This window comes from Streptomyces sp. NPDC043726 (genome assembly GCF_056436565.1).
Map to the genome: position 1 here is coordinate 439,715 of NZ_JBWKCI010000001.1, position 24,546 is coordinate 464,260.

Below are 24,546 nucleotides of genomic sequence, written 5' to 3' on the forward strand. Positions count from 1 at the left end.
ATTGCATGAGACAGGGCCGCGCGGGCGCGTCACACGACACGTCCGAGGAGTACGCGGCGTTCGCCACCGCGCGGGCCGGGCATCTGTACCGGTCCGCGTGTCTGCTCACGGCCGGGGACACGCATCTGGCCGAGGACCTGGTGCAGGAGACGTTCGGGCGGCTGTACGCCCGCTGGGGGCGGGTGTCACGGGTGGGGAACCCCGCCGGGTACGCGCAGACCGTCCTCACCCGGACCTTCCTCGCCCACCAGCGGCGGCGCAGCAGCACCGAGCGGGCCACGGACGTGCTGCCGGACCGGCCGGCGGACGGCGGGCACCCCGATCTCCCGCTGCGGCTGACCCTGCTGGAGGCGCTCGCGCTGCTGCCCGCCAAGGACCGGGCGGTGATCGTGCTGCGGTACTGGGAGGACCGGTCCATCCAGGAGACCGCGGACGTCCTGAACGCCAGTTCGGCGGCCGTGCGGACCCGGTGCACCCGGGCGCTCGGGCGGCTGCGCGAGCTGCTGGGCGAGGACCTCGGCGAGTACGCGCGGCCCTGACGCCTCGACAACACCCCTGGACTGCGGAGAGACGGTGGTTTGCCATGCCTGTTGAGCACGACGAGGAACGTTTTGAAGGGCGGCTGGGGCACGCGCTGCGGGACGCGGTCGACGGCTTCGACGCCGACCGGACCGCGCTGGTCGCCGGGGGCCGGTCCCGTGGCCGAAGGCTGCGGCTGAGGCGGCGGGCCGCGGTACTGGGCGGGGCGGCCGGCATCGCGCTGGTCGGCGTGGGTACGGCGCTGCTGGTGCCCTGGAGCGGCGGGTCCGCCCCGTCGGCGGCCGGGTCCGACGTGGCCGGGCAGCCGTCCGCCACGCCGTCCGCCGAACCCCTGACGAGCCGCGAACTCATCGCGACACTCGAAGGGCTCCTCCCCGAGGGAAAGGTCAGCGAGCAGCGGGCCCGGGGCACCGAGGACCCGAAGCTTCCGCCGTACGTCCATCTCGTCTACGACGACGGCGAGGGCCCCGGGGCCATCGGCGTCAGCCTGAACCGGGTCGAGCCCGGCAGCGACCGGGCCCGCGAGGCGGTGGACTGCCCGGACAAGACGCTGGTCCCGCACGACAGCTGCGTCTCCACCAGGCTGGCCGACGGATCGCTGCTCAAGCTGTTCCAGGGCTACGAGTATCCCGACCGGCGCGTCGACACCAAGTGGTGGTCGGCCGATCTGATCACCCCGAGCGGACAGCACGTCTCCGTCAGCGAGTGGAACGCGGCCGCCGAGAAGGACGCCCCGATCAGCAGGAGCGAACCCCCGCTGTCCACAGCCCAGTTGAAGGAGCTGGCGGCGGCCCAGGTGTGGCGCAAGTACGTCGAGTTCATTCCCGAGGACACCGGGAAGCCCTCGGCGAGCACGCCCGCCGAGCCGGTCACCGAGCCGGGCACCGAGCCGGTCCTGGACACCCTGGTGTCCCTCCTCCCCGAGAACCTGGAGGTCGTCGAGCGGGGCACGGACTACAGCTACCTCGTCCTGGACGACGGCAAGGGCAGGAGCTACGTCCAGATCAACGTCCAGCCCGGCATGGGCGACATCGCCGGGGACGTCCTGGCCGGCGCCGAGACACTCCCCGACGGCACGCTGGTCGCCACCGGCAAGAGCGGCGGCGACAAGGGCGTCGCGGGCACCGCGATGTGGACCGCCGACACCCTGCGCACCGACGGTTTCCGGGTCGTCGTCAGCGCCTTCAACGCGGGGAGCCAGCAAGACGCCCCGAGCCGCGAGGAGCCGGCGCTGACCCTGGAGCAGCTCCGGGAGATCGCCCTGAGCCCGCAGTGGGACCAGTTCCGCTAGGAGAACCTGGGAGAACCTAGAAGAACTCGGACCACGGCTGGTCCCAGATCTGCTTCACGCACAGGATCAGGAACAGCAGCCCCGCGATCGCCAGCATGGCGTTGCTCAGCGGCCCGTTGCGCCACTGGGCCGGAGTGCGCGAGGAGTTGAGCAGCCACATCAGCGTGCCGGCCAGGAACGGCAGGAAGGCCGCGCCCAGGACGCCGTAGATGATGATCAGGCGGAAGGGCTGGCCCTGGAAGAGCAGGACGATGGGCGGGAAGGTCAGCCAGAGCAGGTAGGCGCGGAAGGGCCAGGAGCGCTCCCGCTCGCCGGAGGCGACCTCCTCGCCCTTCACCCCGTCCCGCCGCCGGTAGCGCTCGACGAAGTCGGCGAACATCAGGCTCACGCCGTGCCAGACGCCGATCAGCGAGGTGAAGGAGGTGGCGAAGAAGCCGATCAGGAAGAACTTCGCCGTCGCGGTGCCGTACTCGTCCTCCAGGATGTCGCTGAGCTGGAGCAGGCCCTTGTCGCCGCTCGCGAGAGCGACGTTCGCCGAGTGCAGCAGCTCCGCGCCGACGAAGAGCATCGCCACGACGAAGATGCCGGTGGTGGCGTAGGCGACCCGGTTGTCCAGGCGCATGACCTTCATCCAGCCGGTGTTCGTCCAGCCCTTGGCGTTGACCCAGTAGCCGTACGCGGCCAGCGTGATGGTGCCGCCGACGCCGCCGATCAGGCCGAGGGTGTTGAGGACGGAGTCCTCCTCGTCGGGCAGGACGGGCAGCAGGCCCGCGAAGGCCTCACCGAGGTTCGGGGTGACCCGGATCGCCAGGTAGACGGTCACCACGAACATGACGCCCACCAGGACCGTCATGACCTTCTCGAAGACGGCGTACTTGTTGAACCAGACGAAGACCAGGCCGACCAGGCCGCAGGCCACGCCCCACCACTCCAGGTCCATCACGTCGGGGAACAGGGCCTGGAGGGGCAGCGCGCTGGACGACATCGCCGCGGCGCCGTAGACGAAGCCCCAGATCACGACGTAGCCGACGAAGAACCACGTCGTCCAGCGGCCGAGGCTCGCCCAGCCGTCGAAGAGGGTGCGGCCGGTGGACAGATGCCAGCGGCCCGCCGCCTCGGCCAGGGAGATCTTCACCAGGCAGCCGATGACCGCGGCCCACAGCAGCGTGTACCCGAAGCTGCTCCCGGCGATCAGCGTGGCCACCAGGTCCCCGGCGCCGACGCCGGTCGCGGCGACGACGATGCCGGGGCCGATGTACTTCCAACTGGACTTGCGGGGGGAGGAGTCGATTCCGTCGGCCTGTGTTGCCTGAGAGTTTCCCGAGCTGTCCACCATGCAGATCAAGAAACCGCAGCGGGGCCCGAGGGACAAGAGGGCCGACAAGAGGCGTGGGTCAGAGTTCGAACCAGACCGTCTTGCGCTCCCCGTCCTGATGGCATCCCCATCTCCGGGCCAGCGCGTTCACCAGGAACATCCCCCGTCCGCTCTCCGAGCTGCCCGCGTCCAGCACCTGCGGGGTGCGCCGGCCGGCGTCCTCGACCTCGCAGCGCAGCACGCCGTGCGCGGCGGAGAGGGTGACCCGGAACCGGCTCGCCGAGTGCAGCAGTGCGTTGGTGGCCAGCTCGCTCACCAGCAGCTCGGCCGTGTCCAGCACGTCCTCCTGGCCCGCGAGCCCCCATCCCTCCAGCTGCCTGCGCACCTCCACACGGGCCTCGCGAACCGCTGAGGGGCGGGGGTCGTACTCCACGGTCACATGACCGGCTCCGACGGGCGGTTGACGGAAAGGGCCGTTCCGGAGTTGCAGCATGCTGTCCATGGTGGTCCGGCCCCCGGCGCGGCACACGGGTAGATATACCTGCTTACCTACCTGCGTCCGGTGCGCACTACCCGTACTGCAGGCGTACGGACGTCCCGCGGTCGTCGTCCCGGACGTCGACATAGGCGCACACCTGGCGGGCGTACCAGAGCCCCTGCCCCGGCTCCAGCTCACCGGTGGCGGGCGGGACGAACCCGGCGAGCGTATCGGCGACCTGTCGGGCGCCCCGGAGTTCGCAGACGCAGCCGCGCCCCTCGCCCCACATCCGTACCACGGTGACCTCGCCCAGCGCCCCCGCCGCCTCGGTGACGGCCAGCGCGAACAGTTCCGCGTCCGCCGCGCCGAGCCCCCGGCCGCCCGCCCAGGCGCGTACCGCGTCCGCGTCGGGCCGGTCCAGGGTCGCCGCGTCGGCGGGGGGCGGTGCCAGCGGTACGGCGTCCAGCTCAGCGGCGAGCCGCACCGGGTCCTCGTACACGCCGGTGCCGGGGTGGGCGCGGCGGGCCTCGGCGATGAGGGCGGCGCCTGCCGTGCGGGTGTCGTACACGCACAGGGCGGTGGTGGCGAGCGGGGCGAACAGGAGGTTGGCGAGGGCCTCGTAGCGGATCCACTCGGCGCTCTCGCGCGGCGAGCGTCCGGCACGGCCGCTCCAGACGGGTTCCATGAGGAGGTGGATACGGCCGCCGGGGCCGCCGTGCGCGGCGAGGTAACCGGCCGCCTGCGCAACGGCATTGGCCGCGGACCCCGTGTACCACTCGGTGTGCGGGATGAGCACGGCCCGCTTCTCCCCCAGGGCCTCGCGCAGCAGGGCCAGCTTCTCGGGGGCGGCGATGGCGACGGGCGGGGGTTCGCCGGGGCCGTCCAGGGCCTCGGCGAGGAAGGGGAGGGCGGCGGCCACGAACTCGTCGTCGGCGCCGAGGACGGCCATGCGGTGGTCGAACGCTGCGGGTTGGCTACGGCTGATCACGCGGTCCCCTGTCTGTCTGTGTCGCTGCGGTGTCGCTCCGATGGCGGGTGGGTCAGCGCCGGGCCGTCACCCAGGCGGCGAGCTGACTGCGGTTGCGCAGGCCGAGCTTGCCGAGGATGCGCTCCACATGACCCTCGGCGGTGCGGCGCGCGATGACCAGGCGGTCGGCGATCTGGTGGTTGGCGAGCCCCTGGGCGACCAGATCGGCGACCTGGCACTCGCGGGGGGTGAGCCGGGGGGCGGTGCTGTGCGCACGGGCGGCGGGGGTGCTGGGGGCCTGGGGGTGGGGCGCTGCGGAGCCCGGGGCGAGGGTGCCGGGGGCGGGGGTGCCGGGGGCGGGGGTGCCGGGGGCCGGACGGCTGAGGGCCGGTGTTCTGGGCGCCGGTGCCGGGGGGCGGTGGTTCTCGTGGAGGGCCGCCGCGGGGCGGTGGTTCTCGCCGAGGGCCGCCGCGGGGTAGTAATTCTCGCCGAGGGCCGCCGCGGGGCAGTGGTTCTCGTGGACGGCCGCCGCGGGGTAGTAATTCTCGTGGAGGGCCGCCGCGGGGCAGTGGTTCTCGTGGACGGCCGCCGCAGGGCGGTGGTTCTCGGCGAGGGCCGCCGCGGGGCGGTGGTTCTCGTGGGCGGCCGCCGCAGGGCGGTGGTTCTCGCCGACGGCCGCCGCAGGGCGGTGATTCTCGCCGACGGGCGTTGCGGGGCGGTGGTTCTCGCCGACCGGCGTTGCGGGGCGGTGGTTCTCGGTGAGGGCGTGTTCCGCCAGCCGGGTCAGGTCCAGTGCGGCGCCGTGCCGGTACGCCTTCTCGTACGCCCGCTCGCCGAGGGCTTCGCGCGCCCGGCGCTCGCTGTCCTCGCGGGGCCTCTTCAGGGCGGCCGAGCCCCAGCGGTCGCGGTCGATGTCCGACCAGACGCGGTCGGCGCCGCCGAGCACGACGGCCGCGTGGTCGTGGGCTCCGGTCTCCGTGGCGATCCGGGCCAGCAGGTCGAGGGTGAGGGCGATGCCGGTGACGTCATGCACGGCGAGCTTGAGGCGCAGGGCCTGCCGGGCGTGGCCCACGGCGGCCGGCCAGTCCCGCTTGACGGTGTGCGCGAGGGCGAGCATCCGCAGCACGTACGACTGCACCCACTCCTCGCCGTGCCGCACGCAGAGCCGCCGGGCCTCCTCGCCCACGGCGACCGCCCGGTCGGCCTCGCCCAGGAAGCCCAGCGCGCAGGCCAGCTCGACGCGGTCGAGCCCGACCATGCTGAGGTGCTGTCCCGGGACGGGTTCCCGGGCGGCGGCGGCCTCGAAGTGGGCGAGGGCGGTGGGCAGGTCGTCGAGGAAGAGGGTGATGACCCCGACGACGTAGTCGGCGTGCGCGGCCTCGGCGGGGTCGTCGAGCCGACGGGCGAGCGCGCGGGCCTCCTCGGCGAGCCGGCGCCCGGGCACGAGTTCCCGGGTGACCGCGGCGAGCAGCCCCGCGATCCACAGCGCCCTGGCCCGCTCACGCGTCGGCTCGGGGTTGGCGTCGAGGGCCCGCTCCAGCCAGTGCCGGCCCTCCCGGGGGGCGCCGCAGGCATGCCAGTAGAACCAGAGGGTGCCCGCGAGCCGGAGGGCGGCGAGCCGGTTGCCGGGCGACGCCAGGCCGCAGTCCAGAGCCGCTCGGAGGTTGTCCTGGTCGGCTCTGAGGCGGGCGACGATCAGTCGCTGGCCGGGGCCGAACCAGGCGCGTTCGCAGGCGGTCGCCCGGCGCTGCATCCACTCCAGTTGGCGTCGGCGGGCGGCGGGCTCCTCGCCGGGGAGGGCACGCAGGCGGTCGAGGCCGTAGTGGCGCAGGGTGTCCAGGAGGCGGTAGCGGACCTCTCCCGCAGCCGTCTCCCTGGTCAGCACCGACTTGTCGACCAGGCCGGTGACGGCCTCCACGACCTCCTCGCGGCGCAGGAGTTCCCCGTCCGCGCACACCGCCTCCGCGGTCTCCAGGTCGAAGCCGCCCGCCAGCACCGAGGCCCGGGCCCAGGTCAACTGCTCCTGGGGCGTGCAGAGTTCATGGCTCCAGTCGATCGTGGCGCGCAGCGACTGGAGTCGGACGTCGGCGAGACGGTCGAGGCCCACCTCCCCGACGCGTCCCGCCGCGAGCTCGATGGCCAGCGGAAGTCCGTCGAGGCGGCGGCAGACACGGGCCACCGCGGCCCGGTTGGCGGGGGTCAGCCGGAACCCGGGGACCACGGCCGCGGCCCGGTCGGCGAACAGGGCGAGCGCCGGATGACGGTCCGCGCCGGACAGGTCGCCGTCCGGGTCGGGGACGGGCAGGGGCCGTAGCTCCAGAAGGTGTTCCGCGGTCAGGCCCAGGCGGTGGCGGCTGGTCGCCAGCACCCGTGCGTGCGGGGTGCCGTGCAGCAGGGCCGCGGACAGCTCCGCGCAAGCCGGCAGCAGATGCTCGCAGTTGTCGAGGACGAGGAGCAGCCGCCGCTCGCCCACGTGTTCGGCCAGTGCGTCCAGCGGATGCCGGTCGGTGTGGTCGTGCAGGCCGAGGGCGTCGGCGGCGGCGAGCGGCACCAGGGCCGGATCGTCGAGGCCGGACAGGTGGACGAAGCGGACGCCGTGGGGGACGGACCGGTGGACGCGGTCCGCGAGCCGCGCCGCGAGCCGGCTCTTGCCGACGCCCCCCGGACCGGTCAGTGTGACCAGCCGTGATCGGGCCAACAGCCGCTGCCCCAGCACGAGTTCGGCCCGCCGGTCGACAAAGCTGGTCGACTCGGCGGCCCCGTGGTCGTCCCGCCGGGGCGCTGATCCGCCCATGATCAGCCAGTCCAGTCTGTGGGGGGTCGTGGTCCGATGAGCCGGTCGGAGCGTCCCGGAGGATCGGGCTCCGCGGACCACCCACTGTCCCCCGCCCCGGCCCGGACTCGCACACGGGGCTCACACCCGCGAGTGCAACTTCGCCCAGGCCCGTGTCACATGACACGAGCGCGCGTACACTGCGCGACCCTCTATATCGCAGCGACCCTCTGTATCGCAGCGACCCTCTGTATCGAAGCGGCCCTCCGTATCGAACCGTTCGCGCCAGCGCGACCGTATTCAACCTTGACCTGCCCATGCCATGCGCGGACGATGAGCGCCACCCGCACAGCTTCACCCCGCACAGCTCGTCGCTGAACCACCCCCCTGCTCCACTCCCCACTTCCGGAGATCCCGGAATTCCTGGAGACACAAGGAGAATTCATGCGACTTCGCATCCGAGGCTCGGGCGCCCGCAGCGGCAGACGCACCGCCGCGCTCGCCACCCTCCTCGCCCTGGCCCTCGCGGCACCCCTCTCCGCGAACGTCACGGCGAACGCCGACAGCGCCGCCAAGGCGGCACCCTCGGCCGACGACATCCGTCAGTACGAGATCCACACCCACTCCACGGCCAAGGACCGCACCGCGATCCAGCGGGCCGGCGTCAGTGTGGACGCGGTCGACGCGCACGGCCTGGTGGTCTCCGGCCGCGCCGACCAGATCCGCACACTGCGCGCGATGGGCTACGAGGTCACCCGGCTCGGCGCGGTGCCGGACCGGTCGAACGGCGAGGACGACGTCCGGCTGCTCGACTTCCCCTCGGCCGACTCGCGCTACCACAACTACGCGGAGATGACGAGCGCGATCAACTCGATCGTCTCGGCGAACCCCGGCATCGCCAGCACCCGCACGATCGGCACCTCGTACCAGGGCCGGAACATCACCGCCATCAAGATCAGCGACAACGTGGCCACGGACGAGTCCGAGCCCGAGGTGCTGTTCACCCACCACCAGCACGCGCGCGAGCACCTCACCGTGGAGATGGCGCTGTACCTGCTGCGCGAGCTGACCTCCGACTACGGCACCGACTCCCGGGTCACCAGCATGGTGAACAGCCGCGAGATCTGGATCGTCCCGGACATCAACCCGGACGGCGGCGAGTACGACATCGCCACCGGCTCGTACCGCTCGTGGCGCAAGAACCGGCAGCCCAACTCCGGTTCCTCGTACGTCGGAACCGACCTCAACCGCAACTGGAACTACCGCTGGGGCTGCTGCGGCGGCTCGTCGGGGTCCACGTCCTCGGACACCTACCGGGGTACGGCGCCCGAGTCCGCGCCCGAGGTGCGGGTGGTCGCGAACTTCGTGCGCAGCCGGGTCGTCGGCGGAGTGCAGCAGATCAAGGCCGGGATCGACTTCCACACGTACAGCGAACTGGTGCTGTGGCCCTTCGGGTACACCTACTCGGACACCACGACCGGGATGACGGCGGACGACCGGAACGCCTTCGCCACCGTGGGCGGGAAGATGGCCGCGAGCAACGGCTACACGCCGGAGCAGGCCAGCGATCTGTACATCACCGACGGGTCGATCGACGACTACCTCTGGGGCGCCCACAAGATCTTCGGCTACACCTTCGAGATGTATCCGCGGTCCGGGGGCGGCGGGTTCTACCCGCCCGACGAGGTGATCGAGCGGGAGACGTCCCGGAACCGGGACGCCGTCCTGCAACTGCTGGAGAACGCGGACTGCATGTACCGCTCGATCGGGAAGGAAGCCCAGTACTGCTAGGCGGGCTCTTCCTCGGACTCCTCGAAGTAGGCGTCCAGCACGGCGTCGAGCTGTGACTCCCACTCGCTGAAGCGGCTCCTGGCCGCCGCCTCGATCTCGATCGGGTACCAACGGCGGTCAGGAGTGTGCACGGTGACGGTGAACCGCTTGCCGAAGCGGGCGGTCTCCGTCTCCACCGCGCCGATCTCGTCCCAGCGGAACTCGCACTCCTGGTCGTCCAGGGAGAGCCGGACACCGCGGTGATCGGCGACGATCCTCGCCCGGCGGTCCGACGCCTCGAAGACCGGCCCGTCGGCCGCCTCTTCGTCGTCCTCTTCCTCCGGTACGACGGTCTCCTCGGCCTCTTCGACCACTGCGGCGGAGGACTTGTCCTCGGCCTCGGCCGGCTTCTCCGCCTCCGTCTCCTTGGACACGGGCGTAGTGATCCCGGGGACGAAGGCCGGGTCGAATCCGGCGCCCTCCAGGGGCTGGCTGCTCGATCCTATGCGCTGCTCCACAGCGGGCAGTATGGTCGACGATCCTGTGCCGTACACAGCCAGCCCCTGCATCGTTATACGAATCTGCCGGGTTGTACGAATCCGCCGCGTCCCACGACTTACACGACGAGGCTCAGTGCCGCGGCCACCACGAACCCGGCCACCGACAGCACCGTCTCCAGCACGGTCCAGGTCTTCAGGGTGTCCCGCTCGCTGATGCCGAAGTACTTGGCCACCATCCAGAAGCCGCCGTCGTTGACGTGCGAGGCGAAGATGGAGCCGGCCGAGATCGCCATGATGACGAGGGCCACGAAGGCCTGGGAGTGGTCGCCCTCGGCGAGGAGCGGGGCCACGATGCCCGCCGTGGTGACGATGGCGACCGTCGCCGAGCCCTGGGCCACCCGCAGCACCACGGAGATCAGGTAGGACAGCACGATCACCGGCAGGCCCACGTCGTTGAAGGTGTCCGACAGCGCCTGCGCCACCCCGCTCGCCTTCAGCACGGCACCGAAGACCCCGCCCGCGCCGACGACCAGCAGGATGTTGCCGACCGGCTTCAGGGAGGACGTGGACACGGTCTCCAGGGACTTGCGGGACCAGCCGCGGCGGATGCCGAGCAGGTAGTAGGCGAGGAGCAGCGCGATCGTCAGGGCCACGAAGGGGTGGCCGAAGAACTCGATGACGGAGCGCGCGGTGGAGGGGTCCAGCGCGATCGAGGAGAAGGTGGCGGCGAGGATCAGGACCAGCGGCGTACCGATGATGGCGAGCACCGTGCCGAGGGCGACCGGCTGTTCGCGCGGCTCGGCCTGCTCCCGGGCGACCGCCCGCTTGGCCTCTTCGGCCGCCTCGACCATGTCCTGCGGTACGGCGACGAAGATACGGCGGCCGATCCACGCCGAGAACACCCAGGCGGCCAGTACGGCGGGGATGCCGCAGACCACGCCCATGAGGATGACCCAGCCGAGGTCCACGTGGAGCAGGCCCGCCGCGGCCACCGGGCCGGGGTGCGGGGGCAGGAAGGCGTGGGTCATGGACAGGCCCGCGAGCAGGGGCAGGCAGTACAGCAGGATCGACTTGCCGGAGCGCTTGGCGGCGGCGTAGACGATCGGGGCGAGGACGAAGATGCCGACGTCGAAGAAGACCGGGATGCCGAAGACGACACCGGTGACGCCCATGGCGAGCGGGGCGCGCTTCTCGCCGAAGAGGTTCAGCAGCCGGGACGCCAGCACCTCGGCGCCGCCGCTGACTTCGAGGATCGCGCCGAGCATGGTGCCGAGTCCGATGATGATCGCGACATGGCCGAGGATGCCGCCCATGCCGGACTCGATGGTGGAGACGGCGTCGGAGCGCTGGACGGTGCCGAAGAGTTCGGTGACCGAGAGGCCGGCGAGCAGGCCGACGGCTATGGAGACGGCGAGCAGTGCGACGAACGGCTGGAGCCGGGCCTTGATGATCAGGAAGAGCAGCAGGGCGATACCGACGGCGGCGACGGTCAGCAGTCCTGCGGTGCCGTCGATCAGGAGGAGCAGTCCGCCGGTGTGGGGTGGGGTCTCTGGCATGGGTGGGCCTCTTGCTAAGGGGGGCATGGAGCTTTCGGGCAGGGGGGATCGCGGCACGGCACCCGGGAAGGGGTGCCGTGCCGTGCGGGACGTGCGGGGGGACGTGCGGGGGTGCGGCTCAGCCGAGGACGGCGAGCGCGTCGATCTCGATGAGCAGCCCCGCGGGCAGGCCGACGTAGACCGTCGTGCGCGCGGCGGGCGGGGCGGTGAGCTGCTGCGCCTCGAAGTAGTCGTTGTAGATCTCGTTCATCTCGGCGAAGTGGTCCACGTCCGTGAGGTAGACGCGGATCATCATCACGTCGTCCCAGGAGGCACCGCCCTCCTGAAGGATCGCCTTGACGTTGTCGAGGGTCTGGAGGGTCTGCTCGCGCAGGGTGGGGCCGGCCGGCGTGGGCGGCTTGCCCTCCTCGGCGGGCAGGAAGCCGACCTGGCCCGCGACCTGGAGGATGTTGCCCTTCCTCACACCGTGCGAGAACTTGGCGGGCGGGGTGGTGTGGGTCGTGGGGGTGAGGGCGGTCTTGTCCGTCATACGGGGTCCTTTGCTGGGGTCTTGCCTGAGTACTCGCCACTGATCTCGTCGGCCGTGCGGCGCACCAGCGGGAGCAGGGTGAGGAGTTCGTCGGCGGTGACGACGACGTTGGGCGCGGAGACCGACATCGCGGCGACGACCCGGCCGTCCGCGCCGCGGATCGGCGCGGCGACGCAGTTGATGGACTCCTCGTGGCCACCGAGGTCGGTGGCCCAGCCCTGTTCGCGCACGCGCTCCAGCTCCTTGAGGAAGGCGGGGGCGTTGGGTGTCGAACGGGCCGTGTACATGGGGTAGTCGAGCTTGTCGGCGAGGGCGCGCCGCTCGATCTCGCCGAGGTCGGCCAGGAGCAGCTTGGCGACGGCGGCGACCGTGATGGCCACCGGCTTGCCGATCCGGGAGTACATCCGCACCGGGTAGCGGCTCTCGACCTTGTCGATGTACAGCACCTCGTCCTCCTCGTAGACGGCGAGGTGGACGGTGTGGCCGCAGGTCTCGTTGAGGCGTACGAGGTGGGGGTGGGCGATCTCGCGGATGTCGAGGTTCTCCATCGCCTCCTGGGCGAGGGCGATGAGGCGGGCGCCGAGGCGGTAGCGCTGGTCGGACTGGCGGTAGACCATGCCGTGTTCGTGGAGGGTGCGCAGCAGGCGGAGGGCGGTGGACTTGTGCACCCCCAGGCGGTCGGCGACCTGACCTAGGTCTGCGGGGCCCTCGGCGAGCAGCGGCAGGATGCTGAGCGCGCGGTCGACGGTCTGGCTCATGGGGTGCGTACCTCCTCCTCGGCCCGCTGTTCGGCCTGTGTCCAGCCGGGGCCGAGTCGAAGTCTCCCCCACGCGTCGTCGCCGAGAGCGGCGAGGCGGTCGGCGGTGTCGCGGGCGGGGGGCGGGGCGAGGTCGCCGGGTGCGGTGAGGGCGGCGGCGGCCCAGAGGTGCCCGTGCCGGAGCCGGTCGCGGGCGGGCAGGCCGCGGAGGGTGGCGGAGAGGTATCCGGCGGCGAAGGCGTCTCCGGCGCCGGTGGTCGCCACGGGGGTGACGTGGAGGGCGGGTTGGACCGTGGGGTCATGGCGGTACTCCACGGCCCCGCGTGCCCCCTGCTTCACCACCAGCACCTCCGGCTCCGGCAGCAGTTCTCGGATCGCCGAGGGACCGCCGGAGATCCCCCACGCCTCCTCCGCCTCGTCCTCCCCCACGAACACGATGTCGGCGCCCCGGGCCAGGTCCAGCAGCACGCGCGTCTCGTCGGCGTCCCGCCACAGGCCCGGGCGGTGGTTCACGTCGAAGGAGATCAGGGGGCGGCTCTCCCGGGGAGCCGTCAGTTCGCGCAGCAGGTTCCGGCAGTCCTCCGACAGCGCGGCCGTGATGCCCGACAGATGGAGGATCCGCCCCGCGCGCACCGCGGCCAGGTCCACCCCCGTCACCGACATCGCCGAAGCCGCCGAGCCGGCCCGGTAGTACGCCACCTCGTGCGCGTCGGTGCCCCGGTCGCCCGCCGTACGGAAGTACACGCCCGTGGGCCGCACCGGATCCCGGCGCACCGCGGACACGTCGACGCCGTACGCGCCGATCGCCTCGACGAGATGGTCGCCGAAGCCGTCCGCGCCGACGCGGCTTACCCAGCGCACGGTGTGTCCGGCCGCCGCCAGGGCGCAGGCCACGTTGGACTCCGCGCCCCCGATGGACCGGTCGAAGGACGGTACGTCGGCGAGGCGGCCCGCCCGGGTGGGCAGGAACGCGACCATGGACTCGCCGAGCGCGACGACGTCGGCCACGCCGGGGGTGTCGCAGGGTCCTGTACCGGTCACGATCGTCGTGGCTCCCGTTCTTGTGCTCGTGTTGGCCGAGATGTTAGACAGCAGTAAGCGACATACGCAATGAACGTTGCAGTGAATGCAACGCTCCTGATCAGGGAGGCCCCATGGCCGCTGAAGCGCTCGCCCTACTGGCCGAGGAACGCGTCGACCACCGCTTCAAGGGCCTCCCGCCGGACGCCATGGGCCGTACCGTCGGCGAGCTGACCGCCGAGCGGCGGAACCTGTTCACCGACGGTTTCGCCACCCCCGTCCTCGCGCTCTCCGCCGAGCGCCTCGACCACAACCTCCGCCTCATGGAGACGTACGCCGAACGCCACGGCCTCGCGTTCGCCCCGCACGGCAAGACCTCCATGGCCCCGCGGCTCTTCCGGCGGCAGATCGAGCACGGCGCCTGGGGCATCACCCTCGCGGTCCCGCATCAGGTGTGGGTGGCGCGGGAGTTCGGGATCGAGCGGGTGTTCCTCGCCAACGAGCTGGTGGACGCGGCGGCCCTGCGCCGCATCGCCGCCGAACTGGCCGCCGACCCGTCCTTCCGGTTCGTCTGCTACGTCGACTCCGTGCGGGGTGTGGAGCTGATGGACGCGGCGCTGGAGGGCGCCGCCCGGCCCGTGGACGTCGTCGTGGAGCTCGCCGCCGGTGAGGGCGCCCGGACCGGCGTGCGCACCGAGGCCGAGTGCGCTGCCGTCGCGGACGCCGTGGCCGCCACCCGCACCCTGCGGCTCGTCGGCGTCGCCGGGTACGAGGGCGAGGTCCCGCAGGCCACCCCGGAGAAGGTGCACGCCTGGCTGCGCCGACTGGTCGCCCTGGCCGCCGACTTCGACAAGGCGGGCCGCTTCTCCGGCACGGACGAGATCGTCGTCAGCGCGGGCGGCAGCGCCTGGTTCGACGCGGTGGCGGACGTGTTCGCGGAGATCCCCGCACTGTCCCGCCCGGTCCTGAAGCTGCTGCGCTCGGGCGCGTACGTCTCGCACGACGACGGCCACTACCGCAAGCTGACCCCGTTCAACCGGGTCCCGGAGGAGGGCGCCCTGGAGCCCGCGTTCCGGCTGTGGACGCAGGTCGTCTCCCGCCCCTCGGCCGAGCAGGCCTTCCTCAACGCGGGCAAGCGGGACGCCGCCTACGACCTCGACCTGCCCTTCGCCCAGGTCGTCCGCCGCGACGGCGCCGAGCGCCCGGCCACCGGCATCGAGGTGACCGCCCTGTCCGACCAGCACGCGTGGCTGCGGACCGCGCCGGAGGCGGACCTGGAGGTCGGCGACTGGGTCGGCCTCGGGCTCTCCCACCCGTGCACGTCCTTCGACAAGTGGCAGCTGATCCCGCTGGCCGAGGCGGACGGCACGGTCGTCGACTACATCCGTACGTTCTTCTAGGAGGCCCGCTGTGCAGGACCTGGTCATCCGGGACGCCGAGGTGGTGGACGGCTCCGGCGCCGACTCCTACCGCGCCGACGTGGTCGTCGACGACGGCCGGATCGTCTCCATCGTGCGCGAGGCAGCGGCGGCGGGCTGCCAGCGCCCTTCGGCCATGCGCGAGTTGGACGCAGAAGGGCTCGTCCTCTCGCCCGGTTTCATCGACATGCACGCCCACAGCGACCTGGCCCTGCTGCGGGACCCCGACCACAGCGCCAAGGCCGCGCAGGGCGTGACCCTGGAGGTGATCGGCCAGGACGGTCTGTCGTACGCCCCGGTCGACGACCGCACGCTCGCCGAGGTGCGCCGGGCGATCACCGGCTGGAACGGCCACGGCGACGACATCGACTTCGACTGGCGGTCGGTGGGCGAGTACCTGGACCGCCTGGACCGCGGAATCGCGGTCAACGCCGCCTACTTGATCCCCCAGGGCACCGTCCGCGCGCTCGCCGTCGGCTGGGAGGACCGCGAGGCGACGCCACAAGAGCTGGACCGGATGCGGCGGTTGGTCGCCGAGGGCCTGGAGCAGGGCGCGGTCGGCATGTCCTCGGGCCTCACCTACACCCCGGGCATGTACGCCAAGGACGCCGAACTGACCGAACTGTGCCGGGTGGTGGCCTCGTACGACGGCTACTACTGCCCGCACCACCGCTCCTACGGCGCCGGCGCGCTGGAGGCGTACGAGGAGATGGTGGCGCTGACCCGGGAGGCGGGCTGCGCGCTCCACCTCGCCCACGCCACGATGAACTTCGGTGTGAACAAGGGGCGGGCGCCGGAACTCCTGGATCTGCTGGACAAGGCGCTGGCCACGGGCGCCGACATCAGCCTGGACACCTACCCGTACACCCCGGGCTGCACGACGCTCGCCGCGCTGCTGCCGAGCTGGGCGAGCGAGGGCGGCCCGGAGGCGGTGCTGGCCCGGCTGGCGGACGACGGGACCGCCGAGCGGATCCGCCACCACCTGGAGGTGGTCGGCTCGGACGGCTGCCACGGGGTGCCGATGGAGTGGGAGACGATCGAGATCTCGGGGGTGAGCGACGCCTCGCTCACCCCGTACGTCGGCCGGCGCCTCACCGACTGGGCGACCGCCCGGCGCCTGATGCTGGCGGACCGCCTCGGCACGACGATCCTCCAGCACGTCGGCCACGAGGAGAACGTCCGGGCGATCATGCGCCACCCGGTCCACACCGGCGGCTCGGACGGCATCCTCCAGGGCACCAAGCCGCATCCGCGGGCGTACGGCACGTTCCCCCGGTATCTCGGCCACTACGTACGGGAGTCGGGGGTGCTGTCGCTGGAGGAGTGCGTGGCGCATCTGACGTCCCGCCCGGCGGCGCGGCTGCGGCTGCCGGACCGGGGCCTGGTCCGGGAGGGCTACCGGGCGGACCTGGTCCTCTTCGACCCGCGGACGGTGGCGGCGGGTTCGACGTACGAGAACCCGCGGCAGCTGCCCACGGGCATCCCGTACGTGCTGGTCGACGGCCGTTTCGTGATCGACGACGGCCGCCGCACGAACGTGCTGGCGGGGCGGGCGGTCCGCAGAACGCCCGCCCCGTGACGGCGGACGGCTACGGCTTGGGCAGCACGCACCCGGCGGCGCCGAGGTCAAGCTTGTTGTCGATCCCGAAGCAGGCGGGGAACTGGTAGGTCTGCTGGGCGTAGTTGATGCCCTGGCGGACGGTGACGTTGCCGCTCGCGTCGACCTCGCAGGGGTTGTTGACGGTGCAGCTCTGGCCGTCCTCGTTGCCGGTGTTGTTCACGGCGACGACCTTGCCGGTGGCCTGGTCGAGGACGGGCGAGCCGGAGGTGCCGCCGATCGTCTGGCAGGCGGAGGTGTAGCGGACGGAGTCCTTCCAGGTCCAGCCGCCCTCCTTCAGCCGGTAGGCGAAGCCGTCGATGGAGCAGTTGTAGATCCGCTTCCAGTAGCCGGAGACGACGCTGATGGCCTTCCCGGCGACGGGGCGGGTGTCGTCGAGGGTGAGCGCGTTGATGCCGTACGACGTCCTGATCTGCGCGTAGGTGCGGGTGAGCTGGTAGATCGCGGCGTCGGTGTCGGTCATCGTGGCGTAGGCGATCTTGCTGGCGCGCAGGGTGCCGACGCGGGTGCCGGCGGAGTTGAGCAGCCCGAAGGAGCGGGTGGAGGCCCGGTCGACGACGACCTCGCCGGCGGCCGGGAAGCCGGTCTCCAGACAGTGCCCGTTGGTGAGCACCAGCGCGGGGTCGTCGTCCTCGGAGTCGGGCATCCGGACGACGGAGCCGGAGCAGTTGCTGAGCGACACGGTCCCGGCGAAGTTGACGGCCTGGACCGCGGGTGCCGCGGTGTCGCTCTTCGCGGGAGCGGCGACCGCGGGTGCCGCACCGGCCCCGGCGATGACCAGGGCGAAGAGCGCGGCGACGAGAGGCTTGCGCATGTGGGGTCCCCTCTTGCAACAAAGGTGACCGGAGATCCTCCGGCCACCCGCTGATTTGTCATGCGCATTGTTGTGTGAGGGGGCAACGAGAACAAGCAGTGGTTTCCGGCCACGCACTGGGGCCGTTCCGGCTGCATCGGCCGGGCTCTGCCGGCCGGTTACTTCGGTTTCTTGGTGGCGCCCTGGCCGCGGCCGGGCTTGGTGGTCTTCGGGTCGGCCGGGGCCGGCGTCGAGGCCGTGGGGGACGCGGTCTCCGCGGGGGACGTGGTGCTCGGCCTCGGGTCTGGGCTCGTCGCGCCCGCCTCGGGCGCCGCCGTCGCGTCCGGACCGCCGGAGGAGGGGGCCGAGGTCGTCGCCGGGTCGGTCATCGGCCCCGTGGGCAGGGACGCCTCGGTGACCGAGCGGGCCGGCTCGCGCTTGCCGTCCGGGTCGCCGGAGGAGCCGGAGGAGAACGCGAAACCGGCGACCAGGGCGGCGACCGACACCGTGCCCAGCGCACCGGCGGCCATCATCGCGCGGCGCCGGTTGCCCCGTCTGCGGCGTGCACGGCGGGCGGCGCGGCCGCCGTACGCCGCCCCGGAAGCCTGCCGGCCCTCGGGTATCCGCGGCAGCTCGCTCGTCTCGTCGTACGCGTTCTCCCAGCCGTGAGCCCTCGCCGGATCGGCGTACTCCTCGTAGACGGGGGACTGGTCGACCCGCGGGACGTAGACGTTCGGCGGGTCCTCGGGATGAGGTGGCCTGGACATGGGGGCGCATTGTAGAGACGGGAGGGGCTCCAGGAGGAGGCGAGGGCGATAAGGGGGCAAACTTCCCGTCTCACGTGGCGGAAGACACGGCCCACAGCGCGTTACAGGGCCGTAAGCTCCCAGACATGCAGGTGATCCAGTCGACCAAGCTCGCCAACGTCTGTTACGAGATCCGGGGCCCGGTTCTCGAAGAGGCCATGCGGCTCGAGGCGGCGGGCCACCGCATCCTCAAGCTGAACACCGGCAACCCCGCCGCCTTCGGGTTCGAGTGCCCGCCCGAGATCCTCGAGGACATCCTGCGCAACGTGTCCTCCGCGCACGGCTACGGCGACGCCAAGGGCCTGCTCGCCGCCCGCCGCGCCGTGGTGATGCACAACCAGACCCTCGGCATCGAGACCGACGTCGAGCACGTCTTCATCGGCAACGGCGTCTCCGAGCTGATCGTCATGGCGATGCAGGGCCTGCTCGACGACGGCGACGAGGTGCTGGTGCCCTCGCCGGACTACCCGCTGTGGACCGCCGCGGTGTCGCTCTCCGGCGGTACGGCCGTGCACTACCGCTGCGACGAGCAGGCCGACTGGACACCCGACCTCGCCGACGTGGAGCGGAAGATCACCGACCGCACCAAGGCGATCGTCATCATCAACCCGAACAACCCCACGGGTGCCGTCTACGACGAGGCCGTGCTCAAGGGGCTCACCGACATCGCCCGCCGGCACAACCTGCTGGTCTGCTCGGACGAGATCTACGACAAGATCCTCTATGACGGCGCCACGCACACCCCGACCGCGAAGGTCGCCCCCGACCTGCTCACGCTCACCTTCAACGGCATGTCCAAGGCCTACCGGGTGGCGGGCTACCGCGTCGGCTGGATGTCGATCTCCGGGCCGCGCGCCCACGCCGACTCCTACATCGAGGGCCTGACGATCCTCGCGAACATGCGGCTGTGCGCCAACATGCCCGGACAGCACGGCGTCGTAGCCGCCCTCAGCGGCCGGCAGACCATCAACGACCTGGTGCTGCCGGGCGGGCGGCTCAAGGAGCAGATGGACGTCGCCTACGAGCTGCTGACCCAGATCCCCGGAGTGAGCTGCGTCCGGCCGAAGGGCGCCCTCTACCTCTTCCCGCGCCTCGACCCCAAGGTGTTCAAGGTCAGGGACGACCGGCAGCTCGTCCTGGACCTGCTGCGACGCGAGAAGATCATGGTCGTCCAGGGCACCGGCTTCAACTGGAGCGAGCCGGACCACTTCCGGGTCGTGACCCTGCCGACGGTCGGAGACCTGCGGGACGCAGTGACCCGGATCGGGAACTTCCTCGACGGCTACGGCCAGCCCTGACAGGCAGTTCTACGACCAACTCAACTTTAGACGGAATCTAAGCTAGGATGGTTTCCTGTCAGAGCACAGGAGGCCATCCCCATGTACGAACCGATCCGCAGCAAGTCGGTCCACAGCACGATGGCCGGCACCACCTCCGACTTCCCCCACCGGTCGCGCGAGGAGGAGCTGGACATCCAGCTGGCGGGCCATCTCGCCGCACTGCTGGCCGTCACCGACGAGCTGCGCGCACTGACCCCGTCCGCCGATCTGGACACCGCCGCCGAGCGGCTCGCGCAGCAGGTGACCCGGCTGCGGGGCGGCCACGCGGTTCGTGCCGTGCCCACGGGCGAGGCCCGCGAACTGGCGGCACTGCACCAGCGGGCGCACACGCTCGCCGGACGCGCCCTGGTCGTCGCGGCGTCCCGCGCCGACACGGCGGTCGCCATCCTGGCCGCCGAGCGCATGGACGCGCACACCGCGGCGGTGGAGTCCCAGGCGCTCGCCGCCCACTGAGCCTTCGCCAGGCTCCCTTGACGGCCCCGGTCCGCGTGCACCCGCAGCGACGCGCGGACCGGGTGCCACACACCCGGCTCCGCGTCCCCACTGACCCGGTCGGCTGAATCCCGCGTTCCCGTTGCATTCCGGGTCGCCCCCTTCACCCCCCGTTCATCCGAGGCGCCCCGGAACGTGGAGTTCCGAGAGCACGCTCCCCGGCGTGAGACGAATCACGGGAATCGTCCTCGCGGTGTTGCTGATCGGCGGCGTGGTGGCAGCCGTCGTAGCGGGCCGGGAATCCGGGGACAAGGGCGCGGCAACGAAGACCGTGCAGGCAGTGATCGGATCGGAGAAGGCGGAGTTCTTCGCCGATCCCGACGTGGTGAAGGCCCTCGCCGCCAAGGGCTACACCGTGCGGACGGAGACGTCCGGGTCCTGGGCGATGGAGGGGCTCGACCTCGCGGGGTACGACCTCGCCTTCCCCTCCAGCAAGGCACCCGCCGACGAGCTCGCCGACAAGTACCAGGCACGCCAGCCGTTGCCCCGCCCCTTCTACTCGCCCCTCGTCGTCGTGGCGCACCGAAGCGCCGCCGAGGTGCTCGCGGACAACGGCCTGGTCACGCTGGACGGCGAGCACTGCGGCACCCTCAAGATGGCCGCCTACCTGGCCGCCGCCGACGCCGACAGGACCTGGCAGCAGCTCAAGGGGGCCGGCAAGTACGGGGAGCTGACCGGCACCCTCTACATCGCCTCCACCGACCCGGAGACCTCCAACTCCGGCGCCCTGTACCTCGCCGCCGCCTCCTACGTCGAGAACGGCGGCCGGGTCGCCGCGAGCGGGCAGGACGTGGAGCGGACCGCCCCGCTGATGCGCAAGCTGGTCAGCGTGCAGGGCGCCCAGCAGTCCAGCACGGACGCGGCCTTCCGGGACTTCGTCAGCGGCGCGGGGAACCCGCTGGTCCTGGTCTACGAGTCCCAGGTGGCCGCGCTGCTCGGGCGGGGCGAGGGCGTGGACGACCTGACCGTCCTCTACCCGGACACCACCGCCACCAGCGACCACACCGTCGTACCGCTCACCGACGAGGGCCGAGCCCTCGGCGAACTGCTCAGTTCCGACCCGGAGTTGCGCAAGCTCGCGGTCCGGCACGGGTTCCGGCCGCAGGGCGCCTCCGCCGAGTTCACCGCTGCCACCGCCGCGCACTCGGCGTATCTCAACCAGAAGCTCACCGGCGTCCGGCAGGCGCCCGTGCCCACCTCCGCGGTGCTGCACGACATGGCGCGCCGGGCCGGATCCTAGGGGGGAACACAGATGACCGAGGAAACCTTCACGCTCACCCCGCCCGAGGCCGTCGCCCCGGTGCCCCGGGAGAAGGCCGGCGGGCTGGTCCCCGTCGAGGAGACCGTCCGCGCGGGCATCGCCCAGAAGGCCTCCGACTACGTCCAGAGCCTCGCCGCGCTCGACGCCCGCTCCCCGGAGTTCGCGGGCAAGGTCGGCGAGATCACCTCGCTCGGCGCGGGCGAGATGCGCAGCGCCGCCGCCCAGTCCAACCGGATGCTGGAGCGGACCGTCCGCAGCCTGCCCGACAAGGGCGGCGACGCCCAGTCGAAGGTCGCGGGCTCGCTGGTGGAGCTGCGCCGGGTGGTCGAGGACCTGGACCCGCGTGACCTGCCCGCCTCCAAGGGGCGCAAGTTCCTCTCCAGGCTGCCCGGCGGCAACAAGCTGCGCGACCACGTCGCCAAGTACGCCTCCGCCCAGGGCACTCTCAACAGAATCGTGGGCTCGCTGCGCGGCGGCCAGGACGAACTGCGCCGGGACAACGCCGCGTTGCAGACCGAGCGGGTCCGGCTGTGGGAGACGATGGGCAAGCTCCAGGAGTACGTCGTCCTCACCGAGGCCCTGGACACGGCCGTCGAGCGGCACATCACAGGGGTCGGGGACCCCGAGGCCGCAGACTCGCTCCGCGCGGACGTCCTGTTCCCGGTCCGGCAGAAGCACCAGGACCTGCTCACCCAGCTCGCGGTGTGCGCGCAGGGCTACCTCGCCATGGACGTCGTACGACGCAACAACGACGAGCTGATCAAGGGCGTCGACCGGGCCGCGACCACGACCGTCTCCGCCTTGCGGATCTCCGTGATGCTGGCCTCCGCCCTGGACAGCCAGAAGAAGGTCATCGAGCAGGTCAACGCCCTGCGCGGGACCACCGAGGACCTCATCCGGGGCAACGCCGAGATGCTCGCCACGCAGAGCGGCGAGATCCAGCGCATCGCCGCCGACCCGGCGGTGGGGGCGGAGACCCTGCGCAGCGCGTTCCAGCAGATCTACCGGACCCTCGACGCGATCGACACGTACAAGGTCCAGGCGACCGAGGCGATGGCCACGACGGTGGAGAACCTGACGTCCGAACTCCAGCAGGCCTCCGCCTGTCTGGAGCGCAGCCGGACGCGGGGCGCGCTGGAAGGGGGCCTCGGATGAGACGTGTCGCCGCGCTGCTCTCCGTCGCCCTGCTGGCGACCGCCTGCACGACCGGGGGCGGGGAGGAGCCCGAATCGCCCGAGCCCGGCACCCTGCGCGTCCTCGCCTCCAGCGAGCTGGCCGACATGACCCCGGTCCTGGAGCGGGTCGAGCAGGAGACCGGCATCAAGGTCGACCCCTCCTACATCGGCACCCTCGACGCCGTGGAACAGCTGGCCGCGGGCAAGGCGGACGGGAAGTACGACGCCCTGTGGCTGTCCTCCAACGACTCTCTGCGGTTGCGCCCCGAGGCGGCGAGGAAGATCGTCTCCGAGACCCCGGTGATGAGCAGCCCGGTCGCCATAGGCGTCAGGCCGGCCACCGTGAGGAAGCTCGGCTGGAAGCCGGAGAAGGTCACCTGGTCGCAGGTCGAGCAGGCGGTGCGGGACGGTGAGCTGACCTACGGCATGACGGACCCGGCCCGCTCCAACTCCGGTTTCGCCACGCTCGTCTCGGTCGCCTCGGCGCTCTCCGGCGCCCAGTCCGCGCTCACCGACGCGGACGTCATCGAGGCCACGCCCCAACTGAAGGAGTTCTTCCGCGGCCAGCGGCTGACCTCGGGCTCCTCGGGCTGGCTGGCGGCGGCCTACGAGCGGCGCGGGGACGTCGACGCGATGCTCAACTACGAGTCCGTCCTCCAGGGCATTCCGGGCCTGACCGTGATCCGGCCGAGCGACGGTGTCGTCACCGCCGACTACCCGGTCTCCTCGCTCGCCTCGACGGACGCCGCCACCCGCGAGAACGTCCGCCGGCTGACCGAGGCCCTGCGCGCCCCGGACATGCAGAAGGAGATCACCGACCTCACGCACCGCCGCCCGGTGGTCGCCTCCGTCCGGCCCGGGGCGGGCCTGGACATCACGCGCCGCCGCGAACTGCCCTTCCCCGGCACCCGTTCCGTCGCCGACGGCCTGCTCGACTCCTACGAGAACAAGCTGCGCCGCCCCTCGCGGACGGTGTACGTCCTCGACACCTCGGGCTCGATGGAGGGCGACCGGCTGACCGGCCTGAAGACCGCCCTCACCGGGCTGACCAGCGACTTCCGGGAGCGCGAGGAGGTGACGCTGATGCCGTTCGGCTCGGACGTGAAGAGCGTGCGCACGCATGTCGTGGACCCCGCCGACCCGCAGTCGGGGCTGGACGCGATCAAGCGGGACACCGAGGCGCTGACCGCCGAGGGCGACACCGCCGTCTACACCTCGCTGCAGAAGGCGTACGACCATCTGGGCGCCGACCAGGACACGTTCACGTCGATCGTGCTGATGACGGACGGCGAGAACACCGCGGGCGCCGAGGCGGGCGAGTTCGACTCCTTCTACGCCGGGCTCGACCGCGACCGGCGGGCGACGCCCGTCTTCCCCATCCTCTTCGGCGACTCCGACCGGTCCGAGCTGGAGCACATCGCCGACCTGACCGGGGGCCGCCTCTTCGACGCCCAACAGGGCTCGCTGGACGGCGCCTTCGAGGAGATCCGTGGGTATCAGTAAGTACCTGGAGTCACGCAAGAACATCGCCGGCAGCGTCTGCGGGATCGCCGGGCTCGGGCTGACCTTCGCCGGGGTGGCGGGCCCGTACTGGCCGGTCGTGGTGGCGGGGCTGTACGGCGCGGGCGCGCTGATCGCCCCGCCGGAGCGGCCCCCGCTGCCGGACTTCCCGGACCCCTCGGCCCAACTGGAGGAGCTGCGGGCCGACTTCGAGAAGCTGTGCGGGTACCTCGCGGAGGTGGAACTGCCGCCCGGCGCCGGGGGCCGGCTCACCGAGCTGACGAACCTGCTGTCCGCCCTGCTGGCCCCGGGCTGGGCCACCCAGTTGCTCGGCCAGGATCCGGAGGGCCTGCACACCCTCTCCCGAGCCGTACGGCAGGACGTCCCCGAGGCCGTCGACAGCTTCGTACGGGCACGGTGGTGGACCCGCCTCACCCCCGGCCAGGAACCACCGGAACGGCACCTGGAACGCCAGCTGGGCCTGCTGCACCAGGAGGCGGAAACCCTGGCGGCGGCCCTCCGCGACACGGAGTCCCGCCGCCAGGAGACCCACACCCGGTACCTGGAGGGCCGCGGCCAGGGGTGAGCGCTCGGCGAGAAACGCCGGAGCCCCGCACGCCGTTGTGCGGGGCTCCTGCGGGTGTGCA

22 protein-coding genes are annotated in these 24,546 nt (G+C 71.8%); 11 read left to right on the top strand and 11 right to left on the bottom strand.

What is annotated here, in order from left to right; translation table 11 throughout:
- Positions 1–5 precede the first annotated feature (5 nt).
- Positions 6–539, top strand: coding sequence for a SigE family RNA polymerase sigma factor (locus AC068Z_RS02020; protein WP_478551381.1), 534 nt, complete (start codon positions 6–8; stop codon positions 537–539).
- Between the two features lie 44 nt (positions 540–583).
- Entirely contained in the window at positions 584–1,831 is a 1,248-nt protein-coding gene (locus AC068Z_RS02025) for a hypothetical protein (protein ID WP_478551383.1), read from the top strand.
- A 16-nt stretch (positions 1,832–1,847) separates the two neighbouring features.
- Here AC068Z_RS02025 and AC068Z_RS02030 read toward each other — a convergent pair whose 3' ends face one another.
- The 4 genes from AC068Z_RS02030 to AC068Z_RS02045 all read right to left on the bottom strand — a co-directional run bounded on the left by AC068Z_RS02030 (position 1,848) and on the right by AC068Z_RS02045 (position 7,385).
- Entirely contained in the window at positions 1,848–3,167 is a 1,320-nt protein-coding gene (locus tag AC068Z_RS02030; RefSeq protein WP_478551385.1) for an Nramp family divalent metal transporter, read from the bottom strand.
- 58 nt (positions 3,168–3,225) lie between these two features.
- Positions 3,226–3,639: an ATP-binding protein gene (locus AC068Z_RS02035; protein ID WP_478551386.1), complete on the bottom strand. Its 414-nt coding sequence runs from the start codon at positions 3,637–3,639 to the stop codon at positions 3,226–3,228.
- 76 nt (positions 3,640–3,715) lie between these two features.
- Entirely contained in the window at positions 3,716–4,612 is an 897-nt protein-coding gene (locus AC068Z_RS02040) for an anti-sigma factor RsbA family regulatory protein (RefSeq protein ID WP_478551388.1), read from the bottom strand.
- 52 nt (positions 4,613–4,664) lie between these two features.
- A complete protein-coding gene (locus tag AC068Z_RS02045) occupies positions 4,665–7,385 on the bottom strand; it encodes a LuxR C-terminal-related transcriptional regulator (RefSeq protein WP_478551390.1) in 2,721 nt (906 codons plus the stop codon).
- A gap of 423 nt (positions 7,386–7,808) precedes the next feature.
- On the opposite strand from AC068Z_RS02045, the gene AC068Z_RS02050 reads away from it, so the two are divergent.
- Entirely contained in the window at positions 7,809–9,155 is a 1,347-nt protein-coding gene (locus AC068Z_RS02050) for a M14 family metallopeptidase (protein ID WP_478551391.1), read from the top strand.
- Here the strand turns inward: AC068Z_RS02050 and AC068Z_RS02055 are convergent.
- The 5 genes from AC068Z_RS02055 to AC068Z_RS02075 all read right to left on the bottom strand — a co-directional run bounded on the left by AC068Z_RS02055 (position 9,152) and on the right by AC068Z_RS02075 (position 13,517).
- Positions 9,152–9,652 (bottom strand): hypothetical protein, encoded by a 501-nt coding sequence (locus AC068Z_RS02055; RefSeq protein ID WP_478551392.1) that lies wholly within the window; start codon positions 9,650–9,652, stop codon positions 9,152–9,154. The two genes, AC068Z_RS02050 and AC068Z_RS02055, sit on opposite strands and share 4 nt — an antisense overlap.
- A 98-nt stretch (positions 9,653–9,750) precedes the next feature.
- Positions 9,751–11,217 (bottom strand): GntP family permease, encoded by a 1,467-nt coding sequence (locus tag AC068Z_RS02060; protein ID WP_478551393.1) that lies wholly within the window; start codon positions 11,215–11,217, stop codon positions 9,751–9,753.
- A gap of 91 nt (positions 11,218–11,308) precedes the next feature.
- Positions 11,309–11,719 carry a RidA family protein gene (locus AC068Z_RS02065; RefSeq protein ID WP_478551395.1) on the bottom strand — a complete coding sequence of 137 codons (411 nt, stop codon included), beginning with the start codon at positions 11,717–11,719 and terminating at the stop codon, positions 11,309–11,311.
- Entirely contained in the window at positions 11,716–12,477 is a 762-nt protein-coding gene (locus AC068Z_RS02070) for an IclR family transcriptional regulator (RefSeq protein WP_451720892.1), read from the bottom strand. The genes AC068Z_RS02065 and AC068Z_RS02070 overlap by 4 nt, the downstream gene beginning before the upstream one ends.
- Positions 12,474–13,517 (bottom strand): sugar kinase, encoded by a 1,044-nt coding sequence (locus tag AC068Z_RS02075; RefSeq protein WP_478551398.1) that lies wholly within the window; start codon positions 13,515–13,517, stop codon positions 12,474–12,476. The genes AC068Z_RS02070 and AC068Z_RS02075 overlap by 4 nt, the downstream gene beginning before the upstream one ends.
- Positions 13,518–13,630: 113 nt before the next feature.
- On the opposite strand from AC068Z_RS02075, the gene AC068Z_RS02080 reads away from it, so the two are divergent.
- Positions 13,631–14,896 (top strand): amino acid deaminase, encoded by a 1,266-nt coding sequence (locus tag AC068Z_RS02080; protein WP_478551400.1) that lies wholly within the window; start codon positions 13,631–13,633, stop codon positions 14,894–14,896.
- 10 nt (positions 14,897–14,906) lie between these two features.
- The gene (locus tag AC068Z_RS02085) at positions 14,907–16,493 is read left to right on the top strand and encodes an N-acyl-D-amino-acid deacylase family protein (protein ID WP_478551402.1); all 1,587 of its coding nucleotides are present in this window, start codon (positions 14,907–14,909) and stop codon (positions 16,491–16,493) included.
- 10 nt (positions 16,494–16,503) lie between these two features.
- Here the strand turns inward: AC068Z_RS02085 and AC068Z_RS02090 are convergent, their stop codons facing one another.
- Positions 16,504–17,346: a S1 family peptidase gene (locus AC068Z_RS02090; protein WP_478551404.1), complete on the bottom strand. Its 843-nt coding sequence runs from the start codon at positions 17,344–17,346 to the stop codon at positions 16,504–16,506.
- A gap of 158 nt (positions 17,347–17,504) precedes the next feature.
- Positions 17,505–18,092 carry a hypothetical protein gene (locus tag AC068Z_RS02095; protein WP_478551406.1) on the bottom strand — a complete coding sequence of 196 codons (588 nt, stop codon included), beginning with the start codon at positions 18,090–18,092 and terminating at the stop codon, positions 17,505–17,507.
- A gap of 125 nt (positions 18,093–18,217) precedes the next feature.
- Between AC068Z_RS02095 and AC068Z_RS02100 the strand changes: the two genes are divergently transcribed.
- The 6 genes from AC068Z_RS02100 (at position 18,218) to AC068Z_RS02125 (ending at position 24,485) form a co-directional block, all read left to right on the top strand.
- Entirely contained in the window at positions 18,218–19,429 is a 1,212-nt protein-coding gene (locus AC068Z_RS02100) for a pyridoxal phosphate-dependent aminotransferase (protein ID WP_478551408.1), read from the top strand.
- Between the two features lie 81 nt (positions 19,430–19,510).
- Positions 19,511–19,924, top strand: coding sequence for an SCO4983 family protein (locus AC068Z_RS02105; protein ID WP_478551409.1), 414 nt, complete (start codon positions 19,511–19,513; stop codon positions 19,922–19,924).
- Positions 19,925–20,126: 202 nt separating this feature from the next.
- Positions 20,127–21,203 (top strand): substrate-binding domain-containing protein, encoded by a 1,077-nt coding sequence (locus tag AC068Z_RS02110; protein WP_478551411.1) that lies wholly within the window; start codon positions 20,127–20,129, stop codon positions 21,201–21,203.
- 12 nt (positions 21,204–21,215) lie between these two features.
- Complete coding sequence (locus AC068Z_RS02115; RefSeq protein ID WP_478551413.1) at positions 21,216–22,379, top strand: toxic anion resistance protein; 1,164 nt, start codon at positions 21,216–21,218, stop codon at positions 22,377–22,379.
- Positions 22,376–23,902 (top strand): substrate-binding and vWA domain-containing protein, encoded by a 1,527-nt coding sequence (locus AC068Z_RS02120; protein WP_478551414.1) that lies wholly within the window; start codon positions 22,376–22,378, stop codon positions 23,900–23,902. The genes AC068Z_RS02115 and AC068Z_RS02120 overlap by 4 nt, the downstream gene beginning before the upstream one ends.
- Positions 23,889–24,485 (top strand): hypothetical protein, encoded by a 597-nt coding sequence (locus tag AC068Z_RS02125; RefSeq protein WP_478551416.1) that lies wholly within the window; start codon positions 23,889–23,891, stop codon positions 24,483–24,485. Before AC068Z_RS02120 ends, AC068Z_RS02125 begins: the two co-directional genes overlap by 14 nt.
- Positions 24,486–24,546: the final 61 nt, after the last annotated feature.